This window comes from Roseibium sp. AWQ4_290 (assembly GCF_056160985.1).
In genome coordinates this window covers 36,360-54,034 of sequence record NZ_JBSWYG010000017.1, presented here as the reverse complement: position 1 = coordinate 54,034, position 17,675 = coordinate 36,360, and the positions used below count along the sequence as shown (strand labels likewise).

Genomic DNA, 17,675 nt, shown 5'->3' with positions numbered 1-17,675 from the left:
CCGAAGGGCCGGTGCTCAAGCCTCTTCCGGCACATCTGCAACGGGCAGGGTGACAAGGGCGATGCCGGGATCATCCGGCGACGTGCCGATGGCAAAGCCAAGGGCCTGGCACATGGAGATCATGGAGGTGTTTTCCTTCAGGACCTCCCCCTTGATCGTCTCGATGCCGTCGCTCTTGGCATAGCGGATCAACAGGCGCATCAGCGCCCAGCCGAGCCCGTGGCCTTTCAGGTCCGAGCGCACCATAACCGCATATTCCCCGGTCTGGTGATCGGGGTCCGCATGCAGCCGCACCACGCCGAGCAGGGTGCCGGTTTCCGGATCAAGCGCCGCAAAGGCTATGGCGCGAGCATAATCAAGCTGGGTCAGGCGGACCAGAAACCGGTGGCTGAAATCGCGCACCGGCGCAAAGAAGCGCAGGCGCAGATCTTCCGGCGTAACCGCCTCGAAAAAGGCCTTGAACAGATCTTCGTCCTCCGGCCGCACCGGGCGCACAAAGACCGATCGCCCGTCTTTGAGCGACAGCGTCTGTTCCCATTCTTCTGGATAGGGGGTGATGGCAAGGCGGGAGGCGCCGGTGCGCCCCGGCCGTGTTTCCGGATGGCACAGGGTCATGCGCGCATCCAGCCCGATCAGCCCGTCGGGCAGGGCCACCAGCGGATTGATGTCCAGTTCCAGGATTTCCGGCAGATCAATGGTGATCTGGGACAGTTTGACCAAAGCTTCGGCCAGCGCGGCCCGGTCCAGCGCGGGCCGGGCCGGGCCGCCGCCAAGCAGCCGTGCAATCCGCGTCCGGCCGATCTGTGCCTCTGCGAGGTTGAGATCCAGGGGGGGAAGCTCCAGCGCGATGTCCTCGCTTTCTTCAATGGAGGTGCCCCCTTGGCCGAACACCAGAACCGGGCCGAAATCCGGGGTCTCGGCAAGGCCCATATAAAGCTCCATCCCGTGCCGGTCTTCCTGCATCGGGTGAATGGACAGACCCGCAATGCGGGCCTCTGGATAGTCCCGTTTGGTATTGGCAATCAGCTCGGCCGCAGCCGCCGCAACCGCTTCGGGGCTCTCCAGCCCAAGACGCACGCCGTCTATGCGGGATTTGAAGGGAAGATCGGGCGAGACCAGTTTGGCAACACAGTGCCTTGAGGTTTGGAAAAACGGCTCCGACAGGGCAGCTGCCTCTTCGGGCGTGGTTGCCATGACGGTCGCAATCACCGGCAGGTCATAGGCGGCCAGAACCGCGCAGACCTCACTTGGGTCCAGCCAGCGGCGCCCCTGTTTCAAGGCGGTTTCCACGATGGCGCGCGCCTTTGCGGCCTCGGGGGTGAAGGTTGAGGGCAGGCTGGGCGGGGCCGCCATCAGGAACTCGCGCGACTGGGCGTCCCGCGCCAGATGCATCAGGCTGCGGGCGGCTTCCGCCGGGCTGGCATAGTTGGGGATCTTGGCGGCAGAGAGTTCCGCACGCACAGCGCCGTCGCTGCCGATAAGCCCTGCGACCAGCGCCTTTTTGCGGCCTGTCCGCCGCTTGTCGGCCGCCGCCGCATTAATGACTGCCTTGCCAATGGCAGGAAGCTTGTGAAACATGCTGGCGGCCTGCAGCACCACGGCCCCGTCCACGGCCGGATCTTTCAGGACCCTGGTGATCGCGGTGGTCAGGTCCTCCGGCGACACGCTTTCGCGCAAAATGACGGAGGCATCGGCCGCCGCCGTTTCATCCAGCAGGGACGGGGCGCGGCTGAGACCGGCCAGGTCACCGCGTGTTTCAGGGCTCAGGCTGGCAAAGGCGCCCCCCAGATCCTTCAGCCGGTCAACCGCAAGGCTGGCAAGGCTGCGGCCATTGGCAATCACCGCCAGCTTGTCCAGCCGCGGCACCCGGATATGAGAGAGGGTTTCCAGCGCCTCGAACATTTCGTCCAGATCAAACACCCGCAAGAGCCCGGTCCGGCGGAAAACCGTTTCATAGACCTGATCCGTCCGCGCCAGGCGCCCGGCGTGGGTCCGGCCGGTGCCGCCCGTGTCCCGGCTCTTGCCGGAGCGGATCACGATTACCGGCTTGCTGCGGGCCGCCGCGCGGGCGGCGGAAATGAACTTCCGGGGAAAGGCGATCCCCTCCATATGCAACACAATCGAGCGGGTCCGGTAGTCCTGGGCGAAATAGTCGATCAGGTCGCTGAGATCCACATCGATGCGCGCTCCAAGGGAGACCACCGCCGAAAAGCCGGTATTGTGGGATTTGGCCCAGGACAGGGTCGCATTGAGCACCGCTCCGGAGCGGGAGAAAAAGGCGATATCACCAGGGGCCGGCGTCTCGGCACTCAACAGTGCGTTCAGGGTCTGAGCCGGCACGGCTAGCCCCAGGCTGCCGGGGCCGATCAGGCGCAGGTTGGTTTTGCGCGCCACATCCCGGCAACGCTGCATCAGCTCTTCCGGCCAGACTTCAAAGCCCGGGGAGGGAATCAGAACCGCACGGGTGCCGCCCGCACCGAGTTTTTCCAACGAGGCGGGCAAAGCCTCAGCTTCGGCCAGATACAGCACAAGATCGGGCATGGTTTGCAGATCGTCCAGGCCCGCTGCGCGGGCCCCTTCAAAAGGAACCTCCCCATCAAAGCCGATCAGGGTCAACGGACGGTCTGCGGCCAAACCTTCCAGGCGCTCGATCAGCGCAGCCGTCAGAAGGCCGGCATGGCGGCAGGGACCGACAAGACCGACCGAGGTGGGGTGAAAGAAGCCTTCAAGATTGCGAATGGTCACGGACCTGCATTCCTTCCTTGACGTCTACCGTCTGCCCGCTGCGGCGCTGCTGACGCAGACCGGGGTCCGGCCGCACCAGGTTGATCAGCGTCAGACTAGCTGAACCGGATTACAAAAGAAAAAATCCCGCAGACCGGACGAGCGGCGCTGCGGGATGGACGCTTGAAGGCTCTTGAACGGGATTGCGCACCCGGTAAAGAGTGTGCCGCGTTCAGTTGAGGTCGAACCGCTTGGTCTTTGCGTTGACATCTCTGAAAGTCAGGCCATCAAAGGCAAATCCAATGAAACGCGATGTCTCTAGTGGGCCATGAGCACGGGAACGGTCATGGCTTCCAGAATTTCCCGCGTGGCACCGCCGAACAGGAATTCACGCATGCGGCTGTGGCCATAGCCCCCCATCACCACAAGATCGTTGCCCTTGTCGGACACCTGATTCAGCACCGTGTCGGCCACACCGGTTTGCGGATTGGTGATCACCTCGACAGTGACATCCATGTTGTGACGGGCCAGATAACTGGCGACCTCAGCGCCGGGCTGGCCCTTGGCCGGATTGGCCTTCTTCTCGATCACCAGAACCGTGATCTTGTCCGCCCGTTCCAGAACCGGAAGCGCTGCATGGATCGTACGTGTGGCCGTTGAACTGCCATCCCAGCCGATCAGCACGTTTTTCGGCTCAAAGGACTGGCTGCCGATATAGGGCACCAGCATGACCGGAACGCCGCTTTCGAACAGGATTGTCTCGATCAAGAGTTCGCGCATGGGCTCAGGCCGGTCCGGATTGGCCTGGCCAATCACGACAAGATCGGTAGGGCGGCAATGGACCAGAACGTTTTCAAGCGGCCCGCCGGTGAGAAGTTCCGCCAGACGGCTTTCATGTTTGGCCCCGGACAGGCGGGCCAGTTCCTCATAGTCCTTTTTGGCTTCATTGGCGGCAGCCATCGCCTGCTCATGGGCCGCCTGCATATAGTCGACGGGCATGGGCGCTGCGGCAAAGGCAGGCACAACCGGCTCGAACGACACCGCGAGGCCCGTGACGTGGGCATCGTGCGCCCGGCCGAATTCCAGGGCGTATTTTGCGGCTGGCTGGTCGCCCGCAAGATCCAGAACGGTCAGAACATCTTTGATAGGCATGAAATCCCTCCTTGGTCAGGGCCTTTCCCGGCCGCGCAAGCAATGCCGCACGACCAGCGGTCCTGCCACCCTAGCCACGGCGTCAGGCAGGCGTCCTTGACGCGCATCAATTCCCGGTGGCAGCGCGCGGCTGCAAGGCGGTTTCTGGCGCGGGCGGAAAAAATACGCCATAACGGGGCATGTCGAAACACTGGCTCATACTGGCCATTCCCCCTGTGCTGCTGCTGGCGGCTGCCTTTGTCCTGACCCGCCTGTTCGTGAGCATGGATCAGGACGGCATTGACCGCAAAGCGGCAGAACGCCTGACGCTCTACCGCCAGACCATTTTGGGCGAATACCAGAAGTTCCGCTATCTGCCCTATATGATCGCGCGCGATCCGCGCGCAACGGCAGCGCTCGGGCTGGGCTCTCCACAGGAAAGCGCCAACCGGTTTCTGGAGGAAATGGCGGCGAATTCCGGCGCTGATCTGCTTTACGTGATGAACGCGGCCGGCACAGCACTGGCGGCCAGCAACTGGCGCGAGGAGCTCTCCCTGGTCGGCCGGAATTATGGGTTCCGGCCCTATTTCAAGACGGCGATGGCGGGCCAGGAAGCGCATTTCTTTGCAATTGGAGCAACCTTGGGAGAACCGGGCCTGTTTCTCGCCCGGCCGACGCCGGTCTCCGAGGCTCCAACCGGGGTGGCCGTGGTCAAGGTCGATCTGCGCCCGCTGGAGGAGGCCTGGGCGGAGGGCGGCGAGACCGTGTTTGCGTCTGACGAAAATGGCGTGATCTTTCTGTCCAGCCGGCCGGAATGGCGTTACCGGACCTTGCGCGAGCTGCCGCCCGGGGTCCGGCGCGACATCAATGCCACCCGGCAATATGCCGCCCACGCGCTGGAGCCGGTCAGCAAGCGGCCGGTCGCAGGCAAAGAGCTTGTCACTCTGGCGGGCGAGACCTTCCGCCACAATTCGGCTGATGTGGGGCTTCTGGGCTGGACCCTGCATTTTCTGGTGCCGGTGGAAGAGGCCCGCACAAGTGCCTTTCCCATCTGGGCGGGGGCGATCACCTTGAGCCTGCTTTATGTGGTGGTCGTGCTGGTTCTGCGCGGGCGCCGCCTGCGCGCAGCGTCGGTTGAGCTGCGCCGGGAATCGGCGGATCTGAAACAGCTCAACACGCGGCTGGTGGAGGAAATCAAAGAGCGCCGCCGCATCGAACGCGAACTTTTGGAGACTCAGCGCGGGCTGGCCCGCTCCAACCGGCTGGCCGCCGTTGGGGAAATGTCGGCTGCCGTAGTGCATGAATTGAGCCAGCCATTGGCGGCACTGCGCATGTTTGTCGCCGGAACGCGGAAATTTCTGGACAAGGGGGACACGGGAACGGCGGTTGAAAACCTGAAGGAAATCGATGCCATCCAGCTGCGCATGGCCCATCTGACCCAGGAACTTAAACGTTTCGCCCGCCCGGGCCAAAGCCGGATCGAGAAGATCGATCTGCGCGAAAGCATCCAGACGGCGGAAAAGATTGTCCGCTCCCGGTTTGAGGAGACAGGTGTGCGTTTGGATCTGAACATGCCGGAAACCGCCTTGCAGCTTGAAACAGCGCCGCTGCGGGTGGAGCAGATCCTGGTCAATTTGCTGCGCAATGGCGCCGATGCAGCTGCCGGAGAGGCGGAGGGGCGGGTTTGCCTGACTGCCCGCCAGAGGGACGAAGAGGTTCTGGTTGAGGTCTGCGACAACGGTCCCGGCATTCCGGAAGATCAGCGTGGGCGGATTTTCGATCCCTTTTATTCCACCAAAACCGGTTCGGACGGCATGGGGCTGGGGCTTGCCATCTCGATCCGTCTTGCGGTGGACCTGGGCGGGCGCTTGTGCGTTCAGGAAAACGTCCCTAATGGTGCGCTGTTCGAGCTGGTCCTGCCGACGTTTTCGCACGGGGCAGGCAGCAGCAATCCGGATGCAGACCTGAAACATGAAGCGGCAGAATGAGCGCACCCGACACCCCTCAAAAGGTTCTGATCGTCGATGACGACCCGTCCATGCGGGCGGCTTTGCGGCAATGGATCCGGCTGGCCGGATTTGAAACGCAAGAAGTGGCTTCTGCCCGCGCCGCCATGGCCGGTTTGTCCCCGGCCTTTGGCGGATGTGTTGTCTCAGATGTCAAGCTGGGGGAGGAGGACGGGCTGTCCCTGCTGCGCCGGATCGGTGCGCTGGACAGTGATCTACCCGTCGTTCTCATCACCGGTCACGGCGATGTGCCCATGGCGGTCGAAGCCATGCGCGCGGGGGCGTATGACTTCATCGAAAAACCGTTTGACCCGGACCACATTGCTGAAGTGGTGCGCCGGGCAGCCGACAAGCGGGCGCTGGTTCTGGAAAACCGGGCCCTGAAACGGCAGATCGCAGAAGGAGCGGGGCTGGAGAGCCGGTTGATCGGCACCAGCCCGGCCATGGAGGCGGTGCGCAAGCAGGTTCTGCATTTTGCCCGTACGGACGCTGCGGTTCTGATCACCGGCGAAACCGGCACCGGCAAGGAGGTGATTGCCCAGGCACTGCATGATTTCAGCCAGCGCAAGGACGGCCCGCTGGTGGCTGTCAATGCGGCAGCCTTGCCGGATACCATGGTGGAAGCCGAACTGTTCGGCCATGAGGCGGGGGCGTTTACCGGCGCGGACCGGCGCCATATCGGCCGGATCGAGTCGGCGGACAAAGGGGTTCTGTTTCTGGATGAAATTGTCTCCATGCCGCTGGCGCTGCAATCGAAACTGCTCAGAGTGCTGCAGGAAAACAAGGTGGACCGGGTGGGAGGTACCAAGCCGGTGGAGGTGGACATCCGGCTGGTCAGCGCTTCGAATCTGGACCCGGCTGAGGCGGTCGGGAGCGGGCGGCTGCGTGAGGATCTTCTGTTCCGGCTGAACACGATCGAGATCCATGTGCCGCCGCTGCGCGAGCGGGGCCGCGATGCGCTGCTTCTTTTTGAGACCTTCGTGAACCGTCTGGCGGTGCGCTATGGTGTAGCCGTGCCGGACCTATCGACCCGGGACGAGGCTTTCTTGCAGACCTATGCATGGCCGGGCAATGTGCGCGAATTGCGCAATGCCGCCGAGCGCTTCGTGCTCAATGCAGATGTGACGCCGCAACCGCTGGAGGATCTGGTCACCCGGCAGAAGGGGCGTACCGCGCCTGAGGCCGCAGGGGGGTTGAAGGAGCATATGGACCGCTATGAACGCGTGCTTATTGCCAGCGCCCTGCGCCGCCACAAAGGCCGGATTGCAGATGTCATGCAAGAGCTCAATCTGCCGCGCCGGACCTTGAACGAAAAGATGCAGCGCCACGAGCTCACACGGGTGCGGGCCGACGCAGTAGACGGTTAGGCGGAATCTTGCCGATCTGAAAAAGTTGTCGGCAAAAACTTGCCGATTGGTGCGGGGCTGGCACCACCGCTTGTCAAAAAAGACAAGCCAATCCGCAGATTTTTACCTTTACCGGGAGACTGGCACGCCCCATGCTTTGGGTCTTGCGGCTTGGACCGTCCCTTGGGGAAAACTTCAGGGATGAGTGTCCAGGAACATGAGCGCCTGATCTGGGAGGATTACATGCTCTCTTCTATGAAGTTTGCGACCGCATTGTCGGCGGCCGCGCTAACTGTTGTTTTTGCCACCGAAACCTTTGCTGCAGATGTGACCTGGAATGTGTCCTTGTGGGGCAAGCGCCGGGCGTTCACGGAACATATTGAAAAGCTCGCCGAAGAAGTGTCTGCAAGGACCGATGGCAAGTTTGAAATCAAGCTGCATTATGGCGGTGCACTGTCCAAATCCCGTGAAAACCTCGATGGAATTTCCTTCGGAGCCTTCGAGATGGCGCAGTTCTGTGCCTCCTACCATGCGGACAAGAACCCGACCCTGACCGTTCTGGAATTGCCGTTCCTGGGTGTGAGCGACCTGGAAACCGAAGTGAAGGTCTCCAAGGCGCTGTATGCCCACCCGGCTGTGCAGAAGGATCTGGCGCGCTGGAACGCAAAGCTGCTGATGCCGTCGCCGATGCCACAGTATAATTTTGCCGGCAAGGGCGATGCACCGTCCTCCATCGCCGACTTCAACGGCATGCGCGTGCGTGCCCTTGGGGGGCTGGGCAAGCTCATGGACGCGGTTGGCGCGGTGCCGACCTCCGTAACAGCCTCTGAAACCTACCAGGCGATTGATTCCGGCACGGTTCAGGCCGCCGGGTTTGCCCCACACGCGCATCTGGCTTTCAAGGTGGTGGAAGTGGCCAACTGGTGGACCAAGAACCTCAACCCGGGCACGGTCCATTGCCCGGTGGTCGTCAATATCGACGCCTACAACGGACTGCCGGATGACTTTAAGGCAGCTCTTGAGAGTTCTGTTGATCCGGCGCTCGATCATTATCTGGCCACCTATGCCAAAGTGTATGACAAGTGGTGGCCGGAGCTGGAAAAGCGCGGCATCGTTCAGATCGAATTCTCTGACGAAGAACTGGCCGCCTTTGCCGAAAAGGCCGGTCCGATCCATGAAGCCTGGGTCGCGGAGCAGACACAAAACGGCCTTCCGGCACAGGAACTGCTCGACATGGTTCAAAAGACCATTGCCGAATAGCCCTTTCAAACTGGCTTGACCTTCAGCTTTCCGGCGCAAGGGGTGCCCATGCGCCGGAAAGCCCTTCCTGGGGCTGACACTCATGATGACAACCAATCCCGCCGGAGGCTCCGCTTCGGACCGTCCGGCCACCTATATCCGTTTTTCGGGCCTGCTGGGCCTCGTTGAAAACGGGTTCAATCTTATCGCTGCTTTCGCCATTCTGGCGCTCATTTTGCTGGCTGTGGCGCAGGTTCTTGGACGCATTGTCTTCAATTTGCCTGTCCCTGGCTTTATCGACATCACCGAGCAGGCGATGGCGATTTTTGCATTCGCAGGCGTTGCCTATTGCCAGCGTGTCGGCGGACATATCCGTATGGAGATCGTGCTGGGAAAACTTCAAGGCCGCACGCTCTACATTTGCGAGCTTTTGGGAGTGATTCTGATTGCTTTCACTGTCGCGCTGCTGATCTGGGGCTCCTGGTATCATTTTGACCGGTCCTATGTGATCGGGGACAGCACAATGGATATCCGCCTGCCGACCTGGCCTTCAAAGCTGGTCGTGCCTGTCGCACTTAGTCTTTTGCTCCTTCGGCTCCTGCTTCAGATCTATGGCTATGCCCGGCTCGTGGCTGATCCGCAGCGCGAGCCCGTTGAGGTGCCCATGATCGAGAATGTCGAGGACGTGGCCAAGCATGAAATCGAGGAAGCCTTTGGTGAAGAAGCAGAAGGGGAGACCTCGAAATGACACCGTTTGAAGTTGGTCTCCTGATGACCGGCGTCCTGCTGGTTCTCGTCTTTTTCGGCGTTCGTGTCGCCTTTGCTGCAGCATTCACCGGGCTTGTCGGTCTCATCATTCACTTCTCTCTTAAAATGGGCTTTGAGCGCGGCTTTTTCGTTGCTTTGAAAATGGCGGGAACAATCCCCCATTCCAAATCGGTGACCTATTCCCTTTCAGTGCTGCCGACTTTCATCCTGATCGGGTTTCTGGCCTTTTATGCCGGCTTTACCAAGCAGCTGTTTGAGGCGGCAAAGCGCTGGCTCGGCTGGTTGCCAGGCGGCATGGCGGTCGGCACGGTGTTCTCCACCGCCGGGTTCGCAGCCGTCTCCGGTGCGTCGGTCGCCACAGCAGCCGTCTTTGCCCGTGTTGCCATTCCCGAGATGCTGGCGGCAGGCTATTCCAAACGCCTGTCATCGGCTGTGGTGGCAGCCGGTGGAACCCTGGCATCCCTGATCCCCCCCTCTGCCATTCTGGTGATCTATGCGATCCTGGTGGAACAGTCGGTTGGTAAGTTGCTGATTGCAGGTTTTCTGCCCGGGATCTTCTCGGCATTCATCTATGTGGCCATCATCGTGGGCATTTCCGCCTGGCGGGGAGATGCGCCGCCGATCAAGGGGTTCTCGTGGGGGGAGCGGTTTTCGTCTCTGCCCGGAACTCTGCCGGTCGTCGGGGTCATTGTGATTGTCTTTGCCAGCCTCTACGGGGTGAGCATCGGGTCTTTTGAATTTTCCGCAACACCCACGGAAGCTGGCGCCATGGGGGCGTTTCTGGTGCTGATTGTCGCTTTCGCCAAGGGTATGAAAGTCAAGCAGCTTGGGCAGGCCCTGCATGAGACCGCGAAACTGACGGTGATGATCTTTACCCTGATCTGGGGGGTTCTGGTCTATGTGCGCTTCCTGGGCTTTGCCGGCCTGCCGGATGCGTTCAAGGAGTTCATTGTCGCGCTGGAATTCTCGCCCTGGATCGTGATGATCTGCATTCTTCTGGCCTATGCGGTGCTGGGCATGTTCATGGATGCCATTGGCATGCTGATTCTGACCTTGCCGGTTGTCTATCCGGCGGTGATTGCGCTGAATGGCGGGGAGGGGGTGTCGGCTGCGGACAGCGCGTTTGGCATGTCCGGTGAGGCCTGCGCGATCTGGTTCGGCATTCTTGTGGTCAAAATGGCGGAGCTCTGTCTGATTACGCCGCCGATCGGCCTGAACTGTTTTGTCGTCTCCGGGGTCCGTCCGGATATTCCGGTTCAGGAAGTCTTCCGGGGCTGCGTCCCGTTCTTCATTGCCGATGTTCTGACCATCGCCGGGCTGCTGGCCTTCCCCTCCATCATTACGCTGTTGCCATCGATGATGGGGTGACGAGCCGGGCGGCCAGGATCAGCCACCGTTCTGCAGAGATGAAAACAAACTGAGAAAGCGCTGCTGGTGTCCCCCCAGCGGCGCTTTTTTGTTTTGAAGCAGATCGGCAGACTGGCTGACCGGGGTCAGTCGAAAACCTGCGCCTGGGACTGGGCTGTGTCGAAGCGGTTCGGGCCGGGTGTTCCGGCGAAGAAGCCGTTAGCGATAAAGATGTATATCCCATAGAGGCTGCCGATAATCGGAATGAGCAGGATCAGCAGCAGAAGGCCTGACGCATCGCGGTCATGGCTGCGCCGGACTTCCAGCGACCATAGGCAAACCAAAGTGGCCAGAAGCAGCAAGACCATGAACAGGCCTTGCACCGTGCCGAAGGCAAAGGACAATATGGCACGACCGGCCTCTTCTTCCGGCAATCCTTCGATCCGGGGCGACAGCGTCACGACAAACGCGGTCAAAATAGCGGCGAAAACAAAGAAGCGGATCGCTCCGATCATCCAGTAATGCAGTCTGCCTATACGCCCTTGGAAGCTGAACAGCACACCTAGGCACAGGGCGAGTGCCCTGCCGACGGAAAAGCTGTCATTGTCTTCAAAGGCGGCGAGGCCGGGGCCATCCTTGACAGCGCCGTAAGTCGGCAGAGGGGCAGCAGCGGCGTAGGCCGTCTGTCTGCCGCCAATTTGCGGAACAGCGCTTGCTGCTGCCCCGCGTTTCCCGAACTGTTTGCGTTGCATGTACCCACTTGCCCCGTTTGCGATCTGGATATTGTCATTTACGCTAGGGGAAGCGTTTTAAGATAGCGAAAAGAAATCTGGTTAAATTATGTCTAAGTAAAAGTCGAAAAGCCAAGATGAAATGGCTTTTGTCTTTGTTTTTATTCTGTTTTCTGAGGGAAGGGGCCAGGTTCCTCTAGAAAAGACTTCCCTGGTCACGGGCAGGTGCTTTGGCTGGAGCTGGTTTCCGGGGCTTTGTTTTGCGCGAGGTCGGGGCGGCAGCGTCGGTCATCGCGACCACATCAACAGTGCCATCCGCCAGTTCAACCGCAAGCGAGTCTCCGGACGTAACGGCTGAAGCGGAGCGCACCGGCAGGCCGTTGCGATCGCGCACAACAGCATAGCCGCGCGCAAGCACATCCTTGTAGGAGAGCGACTTGAGCAGTTTCTGCAGTCCGTCGAGCTTGCTCTTGTCCTGTGTAAGGCGGGCCAGGAACGCCCGGTCCAGCCGCTCGGCAAGGCCGGTCACCCGTTCCTGGCCAAGCTGTTGCTGCTGGGACAGGCGGCCCGGCGTCAGACGGGCGGCGACGGCTGCAAAAGCCTGCCGCTTCTGGGAAACGGCAACGGAGAGCGCGCGCTGCTGGCGCTCGCTCATCTGCCCCAGATCCTGCCGCGCCTTGGAACTGATCCGGTTCAGCAGATGGGGGCTGAGCCGTCCGGCCAGGTTCTGGAAACCCGTCCGGTGGCTGCGGGTGCTCACGAACAGAGACCGTTCGAGCCCATTGGCAAGCGTGTCGAATTTCTGGCGCGGCAAGGCCAGAAGGTCCTGGGGCGCGGGCAGGGCAGCACTTGCTGCCCTCAGCTCCGTGCGGCGCCCGGTGACGAACCGGACCAGGCCGGAATTCAGCCGCCGGGAGCGGTCATCGACCATGGCCATCAGTTCGGCTTTCACCGGCACCGCGATTTCAGCAGCGCCTGTCGGGGTCGGGGCGCGCAGGTCCGCAGCCAGATCAATCAGCGTCCAGTCGGTCTCATGGCCGACCGCTGAAATCAGCGGGATGTCGCTGCCGGCAGCCGCCCGAACTACAGCTTCTTCGTTGAACCCCCAAAGATCTTCGATACTGCCGCCGCCCCTGGCGACGATCAAAAGGTCAGGTCTGGGAATGGCTCCGCCGGGGGAAAGGGCGTTGAACCCGCGAATGCCGTTGGCAACCTCTGCACCGGATGTCTCGCCTTGTACCCGTACCGGCCAGACCAGCACATGAACCGGGAAGCGGTCCGCAACCCGGTGCAGAATGTCGCGGATGACGGCGCCGGTCGGAGACGTGACCACACCAATGACTTTGGGCAGGGGCGGCAGGGTCTTCTTGCGCTCTTCGGCAAAGAGGCCTTCGGCGGCAAGCTTTTTCTTGCGCTCTTCCAGAAGCGCCATCAGAGCTCCGGCTCCAGCGGGCTCCAACGCATCGATCATCATCTGGTATTTCGACTGGCCGGGGAAGGTGGTGATCTTGCCGGTGGCGATCACTTCCAGCCCCTGTTCCGGCTGGATCTTCAGTTTAGAGGCGACGCCCCGCCAGATGACACCGGACAGAACTGCCCGGTCGTCTTTCAGGTCCAGATAGATATGGCCTGATCCGGGCCGGGAGATCCGGCCGAGTTCTCCGCGTACCCGCACATAGCCAAAGGCGTCTTCCATCGTGCGTTTGATGGAAAAGGAGAGTTCCGAGACAGAAAATTCGGCAACGTTGGACTGGGATTCGCTCACGCAGATGATTCCTCTTCTTGCTCCCGAAAGTGGCCGTTTGCCGGAAGAGGGTCAAGGGGGGGCGGAAGGGGAGATGCCGGATCCTGGGGATGTGTCAACATGCCGGTGGAACTGCTCAAGGGTCCCGAAGATGGCATCTGCTCCGAAGCTGTCCCTCAACTGGCGGCGGCAGTGGGAGGCGGGGTCGTCAAGCACCTGCACAAAGAGAAGGCGCGTGCCGTTTGCCTGCAGATCCGTTTCCAGCTGCTTCAGGGTTTCCAGTGCGGTGAAATCGATGTCGTCCACGCAGGAAAAGTCGATGCAGAAAATGGAAAGCGGCGCTTCAGCCCCTCCGGCCAGCTGCCGGACTTCCGCCGCCAGCCGGTCGGCATTGGCGTAGTACATGCTGTGGGTGAAGCGGTAAATCATCACGCCGGGCAAAGCCTGTTGCCCCGAGGCGAGCGGACGGGCTTTCCAGTCCGTTTGCCCGGCCTGGACCAGAAGAAGATTGACCGGGTGATAGCCATGGCGCGTGTGCAGGATCAGGGACAGGACGATGGCCAGGACGATACCGGGGCCAACCCCGGCAAGAACCACCACGAAAATAGTCGCAAGGCTGACCCAGAATTCCGGCCGCCGTTCCTGATAGATCTGTTTTAGCCCCTTCAGGTCGATCAGATCCAGGCCGATCTTGAAGACAAGCGCGGAAAGGGCAGCTTCGGGAAGGTCGGTCAGCAGCTCGGTGAAAAAAAGCAGCACCAGAACAACAACGGCGGCGGTCACCAGCATGGCAAGCTGGCTCCGGCCGCCGGCGCTGTCCACCATCTGGCTCTTTGTCGGGCTGCCGTTGACGACGAAGGTGCCTGTCAGGCCCGCCCCCAGATTCGCAAGGCCAAGGGCGCGCAGGTCGGCCCCGGCCTCAAGCTGGTCTCCGTAGCGGCGGGCATAGGCTCGCGCTGTTGCAGTGCTCTGGGCCAGAATGACAACGAGCATCGCAAGGGCGGTGGGCCCCAGCTGAAACACCAGGCTGGGTGTCATCTCCACGGCGGGAAGCGTGAGGCCGGGCAATCCGCCCGGAACGGGGCCGACAACCGCGAGCCGGGAGCTCAACCCGAAGACCCAGCTCACGAAAACCGCCAACCCGAGCGCCAGGATCGGGCCGGGGATTTTCGGGGACACCAGCCTGAGGACAAACATGAGACCAAGGACACCGCAAGACAGGGCTGCAGCCGATCCATTCATTGCAAGGATGGCGGCTGGAAGCTGCATCACCGCCTCCAGGCCATTGGCCTTGGGCCAGGCAATCTCGCCCATGCCGAGAACAGCCTTTAGGGCAACTTGAATGCCGACACCGGTCAGAAAGCCGGTGAGCACGGTGCGCGACAGGAAATCGGCCATAAAGCCGATGCGGGCGATGCTGGCGGCAATCAGGAGAGCGCCCACCATGAGGGCGAGGAAACCGGCGAGGGCGACGAAGTGATCTGATCCGGTGGCGGCCATCCCGGCGAGAGCGGTTGCGAGAATGGCCGCCGTTGCTGAATCTGCGCCCACCACAAGATGGCGTGAGGAGCAGAACAGGGAGAAGAGGACCATGGGCAGAAGCAGGGTATAGAGCCCTGTGATCACCGGCGTTCCGGCGATTTTTGTGTAGCCCATCACTTCCGGGATGGCGATGGCCGCAAGGGTCAGCCCGGCGAAGATCTCGGGCAGCAGGCGGGCTCTATTGACCGGAAGGACACCGGCCAGGACCCTGTTGGAAAGGAAAGCTCTTGCGGGCGAAGGCATTTGCAGATGGTCCGGATGTTGAGCGAGAGCTTATCAGCAGACCGCTTCGGGTGAAACGGTCCGGAATAAGACGTAGGGTCATGTTAAGGCCGCAGGAGCTGGAAAAAGAATAGGCAGGGCACGCGACTCGGCCTATCGAAAGATGTGTGGCACCGGGAGGCGCCGGACAATACGCCTTGAAACACGCACATGCGAGCGCCTACGGTCGGACCATGGGAAAATACGAGTTTAATATGCAACGGCTGTTTCTGCGCCATGTTCTGGCCGAAGGTGCCCGGATCGAGGCCGACCGGAGTCAGGCCAACTATCTGTTGAATGTCCTGCGGATTAAGGATGGCGATTATCTGCTCGTCTTCAACGGCAGCGACGGCGAATGGCTCGCCAAGATCTCCAGTTCCGGCCGCAGAGACTGCGCGCTCATGGTCATGGAGCGCACCCGCGAGCAGACCGAGCGCAATGATCTGATCTATTTGTTTGCCCCCCTCAAACACGCCCGCCTGGACTACATGGTGCAAAAGGCGGTGGAAATGGGCGCGGGCAGCCTGCAGCCGGTCATGACGCAGCATACCCAGTCAAGCCGGGTCAATCTGGAACGCATGGAAGCCAATGTGATCGAGGCCGCTGAACAATGCGGAGTACTCTCTGTTCCTGAAGTGATTGGCCCGCAAACGCTGAAAGAGGTGCTGGCCGAATGGCCCAGCCTGCATCCGGACCGCAAGCTGCTTTTTTGCGATGAGGCGGAAGGCACCAATAATCCCTTGCTGACGCTCGCGCAGATGAAGGAGGCCGGACCGCAGCCGCTGGCCGTTCTGATCGGTCCGGAAGGCGGGTTTTCCGAGGATGAGCGGACCTTGCTCAAAAGCCTTGCGTTTGTGGTGGTCATCCCGCTTGGCCCGCGCATCCTGCGTGCCGACACTGCAGCCGTTGCCGCTCTTACGGTGATTCAGGCAACCCTGGGCGACTGGACCTAGCCCATGGGAGGGGGGGAGCGTTCTGAGCGCGGCAACACAGTTAGCCGGTCCGGGGTGGGGAAAGCGCTCGGTCCGGCTGGGAGCCCACCCAATCCGGCTTCAGAAACTGTTGCTCACTTCAAGCAAGAGCAACCGCTCCCGCCTGCCGGCCCGGCAGCTGCCGATTCGGGCCCAGGAGAAACACAGCACCGCTGGAAGAGCCGCATCCGGTTGCCGGTGGGGGTTGCGCTGGGGCTTGTCTTTTCAGTGCTTCTGGTCGCGGTTTGCGGAATTATTGTCGGATCTCTTGCCGCGGCCGACCGCCAGATCGCCATGCGCCTTTTGAGCCAGCAGGCTCTCTCCGTGCTCAAACACAACGAGACGGTGCTGAACGGGTTCTTCGCCCGTCAGGAACAGCTGTTCCGCTCTTTGGCTGCCCGGACCGCGCGTCCAGGCGTCTTCCTGAGTGACGCGGATCTCAAACCGGTTCTGGAATTGCTGCCCGAAGGAGTGCAGCTGGAACTTGGACGGACGGTGATGGAAGAGGTCCCGGGCGACATGCTGCCCCGTCCGGCCTGGTCTGGCTTTGAGTACCGCAAGGGGTTTCAAACGGCTGTCCGGGTTCTGGAAATAGATCTCGGCAATGGCCAGCGCCTGTCCGGCTATTACCCGCAACCCGTCTTTGCAAGGCTAGCGCAGGAAATGGCCTTGGATGGAGCCCAGTCGGCTTTTTTGCTCGAGGGCAAGAACAAGGCAATTGCCGTTGCCGCAGTTCCCTTAGGCCGGTTTGCCGCCACACCTGAAGCAGCGCTGCCCGATCTGACAGCCCTGACCGAAACGCCGCTGCATCTTCTGTGGCGGGACATGGGCGGGGCCCATCGCGTGGAAGGGGTGGTGGACGGGCGGCTCTTTCCCGCAGATGGCCGCATGTATACCGCGATCTTCACGCAAATTGAGGCAGGGCCCGCCAAGGGCTGGATTGCCGGGGCGCTCTACAAAGCCAAGGATTTCGGGGCGGTTCTCGACCAGACCTGGTTCGTACTCTACGCGGCCCTGGCCACCCTTGTGGTCGGGGCGTTTCTGTCGTTCATGGTGGGCCGGCTGCTGGGGCGGCCGCTGACCCGCCTTGCGGAAGCTGCGGCGGGTCTGCGCCGGCTCGACTTTGACACCGCCGGGCATTTGCCTAGGTCCCGGCTTGCTGAATTGGACGACGTCAATCAGGCCTTCAACGGTTCCACCGGTGCCCTCAACGCCTTTGCCAGATATGTGCCCCGGCAGCTGGTTTCCCGGCTGATCGAAGAGGGGATGACCGACAGCCGGACGGTGGAACTGCGTGAAATGACCATTGTGTTCGCCGATCTGGCCGGCTTTACCGGCAAGGCCTCGCATTTAAGCGCGGAGGAAACCGCCACCTATCTCAACGGCTATTTTGAAACGGTTTCCAACGTCATTGCCGACGGCGAGGGCACCATTGACAAGTTTCTGGGGGACGGGGTCATGGCCTTTTGGGGCGCGCCCTCCGACCAGCCTGACCACGCGGCCATGGCCATCCGGGCTGTGAAGGAACTGGCGCAGCGGATCGGACAGTCCCGGCAAATCGATCTGCGGGTTCGCATCGGCGTTCACACAGGCAAGGTGGTTGTTGGAGATATCGGCACGGCGGCCCGCATGAACTACACCGTGATCGGGGATGCGGTGAATGTGGCCGCCCGGCTGCAGGAACATGGCAAGAGCGTTGACCCTGAGGCCAAGGTGATCGCGCTTGCCAGTGCTGAGACCATAGCGCAAATGCCGGAAGGCCTGGAGGCGGTCAGTCTTGGGCCCGTGCAGTTGCGGGGGCGGGAGGAGGCTCTTTCAATCTTCAGGATTGCGTGAGCTGTGCCCGGTGCCGTTTCCCTGCTTGC

Annotated in this window: 12 protein-coding genes; 7 read left to right on the top strand and 5 right to left on the bottom strand. The window is 61.5% G+C overall.

The genetic code is table 11. The features are described from left to right. Positions 1–15: 15 nt before the first annotated feature. Both ACXAH0_RS17385 and ACXAH0_RS17380 read right to left on the bottom strand, forming a co-directional pair. Positions 16–2,745 carry a bifunctional acetate--CoA ligase family protein/GNAT family N-acetyltransferase gene (locus tag ACXAH0_RS17385; RefSeq protein WP_475193394.1) on the bottom strand — a complete coding sequence of 910 codons (2,730 nt, stop codon included), beginning with the start codon at positions 2,743–2,745 and terminating at the stop codon, positions 16–18. Positions 2,746–3,042: 297 nt separating this feature from the next. After that, the gene (locus ACXAH0_RS17380; RefSeq protein ID WP_475193390.1) at positions 3,043–3,876 is read right to left on the bottom strand and encodes a universal stress protein; all 834 of its coding nucleotides are present in this window, start codon (positions 3,874–3,876) and stop codon (positions 3,043–3,045) included. A 179-nt stretch (positions 3,877–4,055) separates the two neighbouring features. Here ACXAH0_RS17380 and ACXAH0_RS17375 point away from each other — a divergent pair, with 179 nt between their 5' ends. The 5 genes from ACXAH0_RS17375 to ACXAH0_RS17355 all read left to right on the top strand — a co-directional run bounded on the left by ACXAH0_RS17375 (position 4,056) and on the right by ACXAH0_RS17355 (position 10,582). After that, positions 4,056–5,843, top strand: a complete 1,788-nt coding sequence (locus ACXAH0_RS17375; protein ID WP_475193385.1) for a sensor histidine kinase — start codon at positions 4,056–4,058, stop codon at positions 5,841–5,843. Further along, positions 5,840–7,228 carry a sigma-54-dependent transcriptional regulator gene (locus ACXAH0_RS17370; protein ID WP_475193381.1) on the top strand — a complete coding sequence of 463 codons (1,389 nt, stop codon included), beginning with the start codon at positions 5,840–5,842 and terminating at the stop codon, positions 7,226–7,228. The genes ACXAH0_RS17375 and ACXAH0_RS17370 overlap by 4 nt, the downstream gene beginning before the upstream one ends. Positions 7,229–7,408: 180 nt before the next feature. After that, positions 7,409–8,467 carry a C4-dicarboxylate TRAP transporter substrate-binding protein gene (locus ACXAH0_RS17365; protein WP_475177309.1) on the top strand — a complete coding sequence of 353 codons (1,059 nt, stop codon included), beginning with the start codon at positions 7,409–7,411 and terminating at the stop codon, positions 8,465–8,467. 82 nt (positions 8,468–8,549) lie between these two features. After that, positions 8,550–9,194, top strand: a complete 645-nt coding sequence (locus tag ACXAH0_RS17360) for a TRAP transporter small permease subunit (RefSeq protein ID WP_475193378.1) — start codon at positions 8,550–8,552, stop codon at positions 9,192–9,194. Then, positions 9,191–10,582, top strand: a complete 1,392-nt coding sequence (locus ACXAH0_RS17355) for a TRAP transporter large permease (RefSeq protein ID WP_475177305.1) — start codon at positions 9,191–9,193, stop codon at positions 10,580–10,582. Before ACXAH0_RS17360 ends, ACXAH0_RS17355 begins: the two co-directional genes overlap by 4 nt. A 125-nt stretch (positions 10,583–10,707) precedes the next feature. Here ACXAH0_RS17355 and ACXAH0_RS17350 read toward each other — a convergent pair whose 3' ends face one another. From ACXAH0_RS17350 to ACXAH0_RS17340, 3 genes are all read right to left on the bottom strand, one after another. Next, positions 10,708–11,313 carry a DUF805 domain-containing protein gene (locus tag ACXAH0_RS17350; RefSeq protein ID WP_475193372.1) on the bottom strand — a complete coding sequence of 202 codons (606 nt, stop codon included), beginning with the start codon at positions 11,311–11,313 and terminating at the stop codon, positions 10,708–10,710. Between the two features lie 175 nt (positions 11,314–11,488). Continuing rightward, complete coding sequence (xseA, locus tag ACXAH0_RS17345) at positions 11,489–13,057, bottom strand: exodeoxyribonuclease VII large subunit (protein ID WP_475193368.1); 1,569 nt, start codon at positions 13,055–13,057, stop codon at positions 11,489–11,491. Positions 13,058–13,108: 51 nt separating this feature from the next. Continuing rightward, complete coding sequence (locus tag ACXAH0_RS17340) at positions 13,109–14,821, bottom strand: SulP family inorganic anion transporter (RefSeq protein WP_475193362.1); 1,713 nt, start codon at positions 14,819–14,821, stop codon at positions 13,109–13,111. Positions 14,822–15,033: 212 nt separating this feature from the next. Here ACXAH0_RS17340 and ACXAH0_RS17335 point away from each other — a divergent pair, with 212 nt between their 5' ends. Together ACXAH0_RS17335 and ACXAH0_RS17330 are read left to right on the top strand one after the other, a co-directional pair. After that, positions 15,034–15,792, top strand: coding sequence for a 16S rRNA (uracil(1498)-N(3))-methyltransferase (locus ACXAH0_RS17335; RefSeq protein ID WP_475193603.1), 759 nt, complete (start codon positions 15,034–15,036; stop codon positions 15,790–15,792). Between the two features lie 216 nt (positions 15,793–16,008). Beyond that, positions 16,009–17,646 (top strand): adenylate/guanylate cyclase domain-containing protein, encoded by a 1,638-nt coding sequence (locus tag ACXAH0_RS17330; protein ID WP_475193599.1) that lies wholly within the window; start codon positions 16,009–16,011, stop codon positions 17,644–17,646. Positions 17,647–17,675 lie beyond the last annotated feature (29 nt).

What these genes read in the sequence shown, in the direction of transcription:
- ACXAH0_RS17340 (WP_475193362.1), bottom strand. Translation starts at nt 14,821, where the DNA reads ATGCCTTCGCCCGCAAGAGCTTTCCTTTCCAACAGGGTCCTGGCCGGT.
- ACXAH0_RS17365 (WP_475177309.1), top strand. Translation starts at nt 7,409, where the DNA reads ATGAGTGTCCAGGAACATGAGCGCCTGATCTGGGAGGATTACATGCTC.
- ACXAH0_RS17350 (WP_475193372.1), bottom strand. Translation starts at nt 11,313, where the DNA reads ATGCAACGCAAACAGTTCGGGAAACGCGGGGCAGCAGCAAGCGCTGTT.
- ACXAH0_RS17335 (WP_475193603.1), top strand. Translation starts at nt 15,034, where the DNA reads ATGGGAAAATACGAGTTTAATATGCAACGGCTGTTTCTGCGCCATGTT.
- ACXAH0_RS17370 (WP_475193381.1), top strand. Translation starts at nt 5,840, where the DNA reads ATGAGCGCACCCGACACCCCTCAAAAGGTTCTGATCGTCGATGACGAC.
- ACXAH0_RS17355 (WP_475177305.1), top strand. Translation starts at nt 9,191, where the DNA reads ATGACACCGTTTGAAGTTGGTCTCCTGATGACCGGCGTCCTGCTGGTT.
- ACXAH0_RS17375 (WP_475193385.1), top strand. Translation starts at nt 4,056, where the DNA reads ATGTCGAAACACTGGCTCATACTGGCCATTCCCCCTGTGCTGCTGCTG.
- ACXAH0_RS17360 (WP_475193378.1), top strand. Translation starts at nt 8,550, where the DNA reads ATGATGACAACCAATCCCGCCGGAGGCTCCGCTTCGGACCGTCCGGCC.
- ACXAH0_RS17380 (WP_475193390.1), bottom strand. Translation starts at nt 3,876, where the DNA reads ATGCCTATCAAAGATGTTCTGACCGTTCTGGATCTTGCGGGCGACCAG.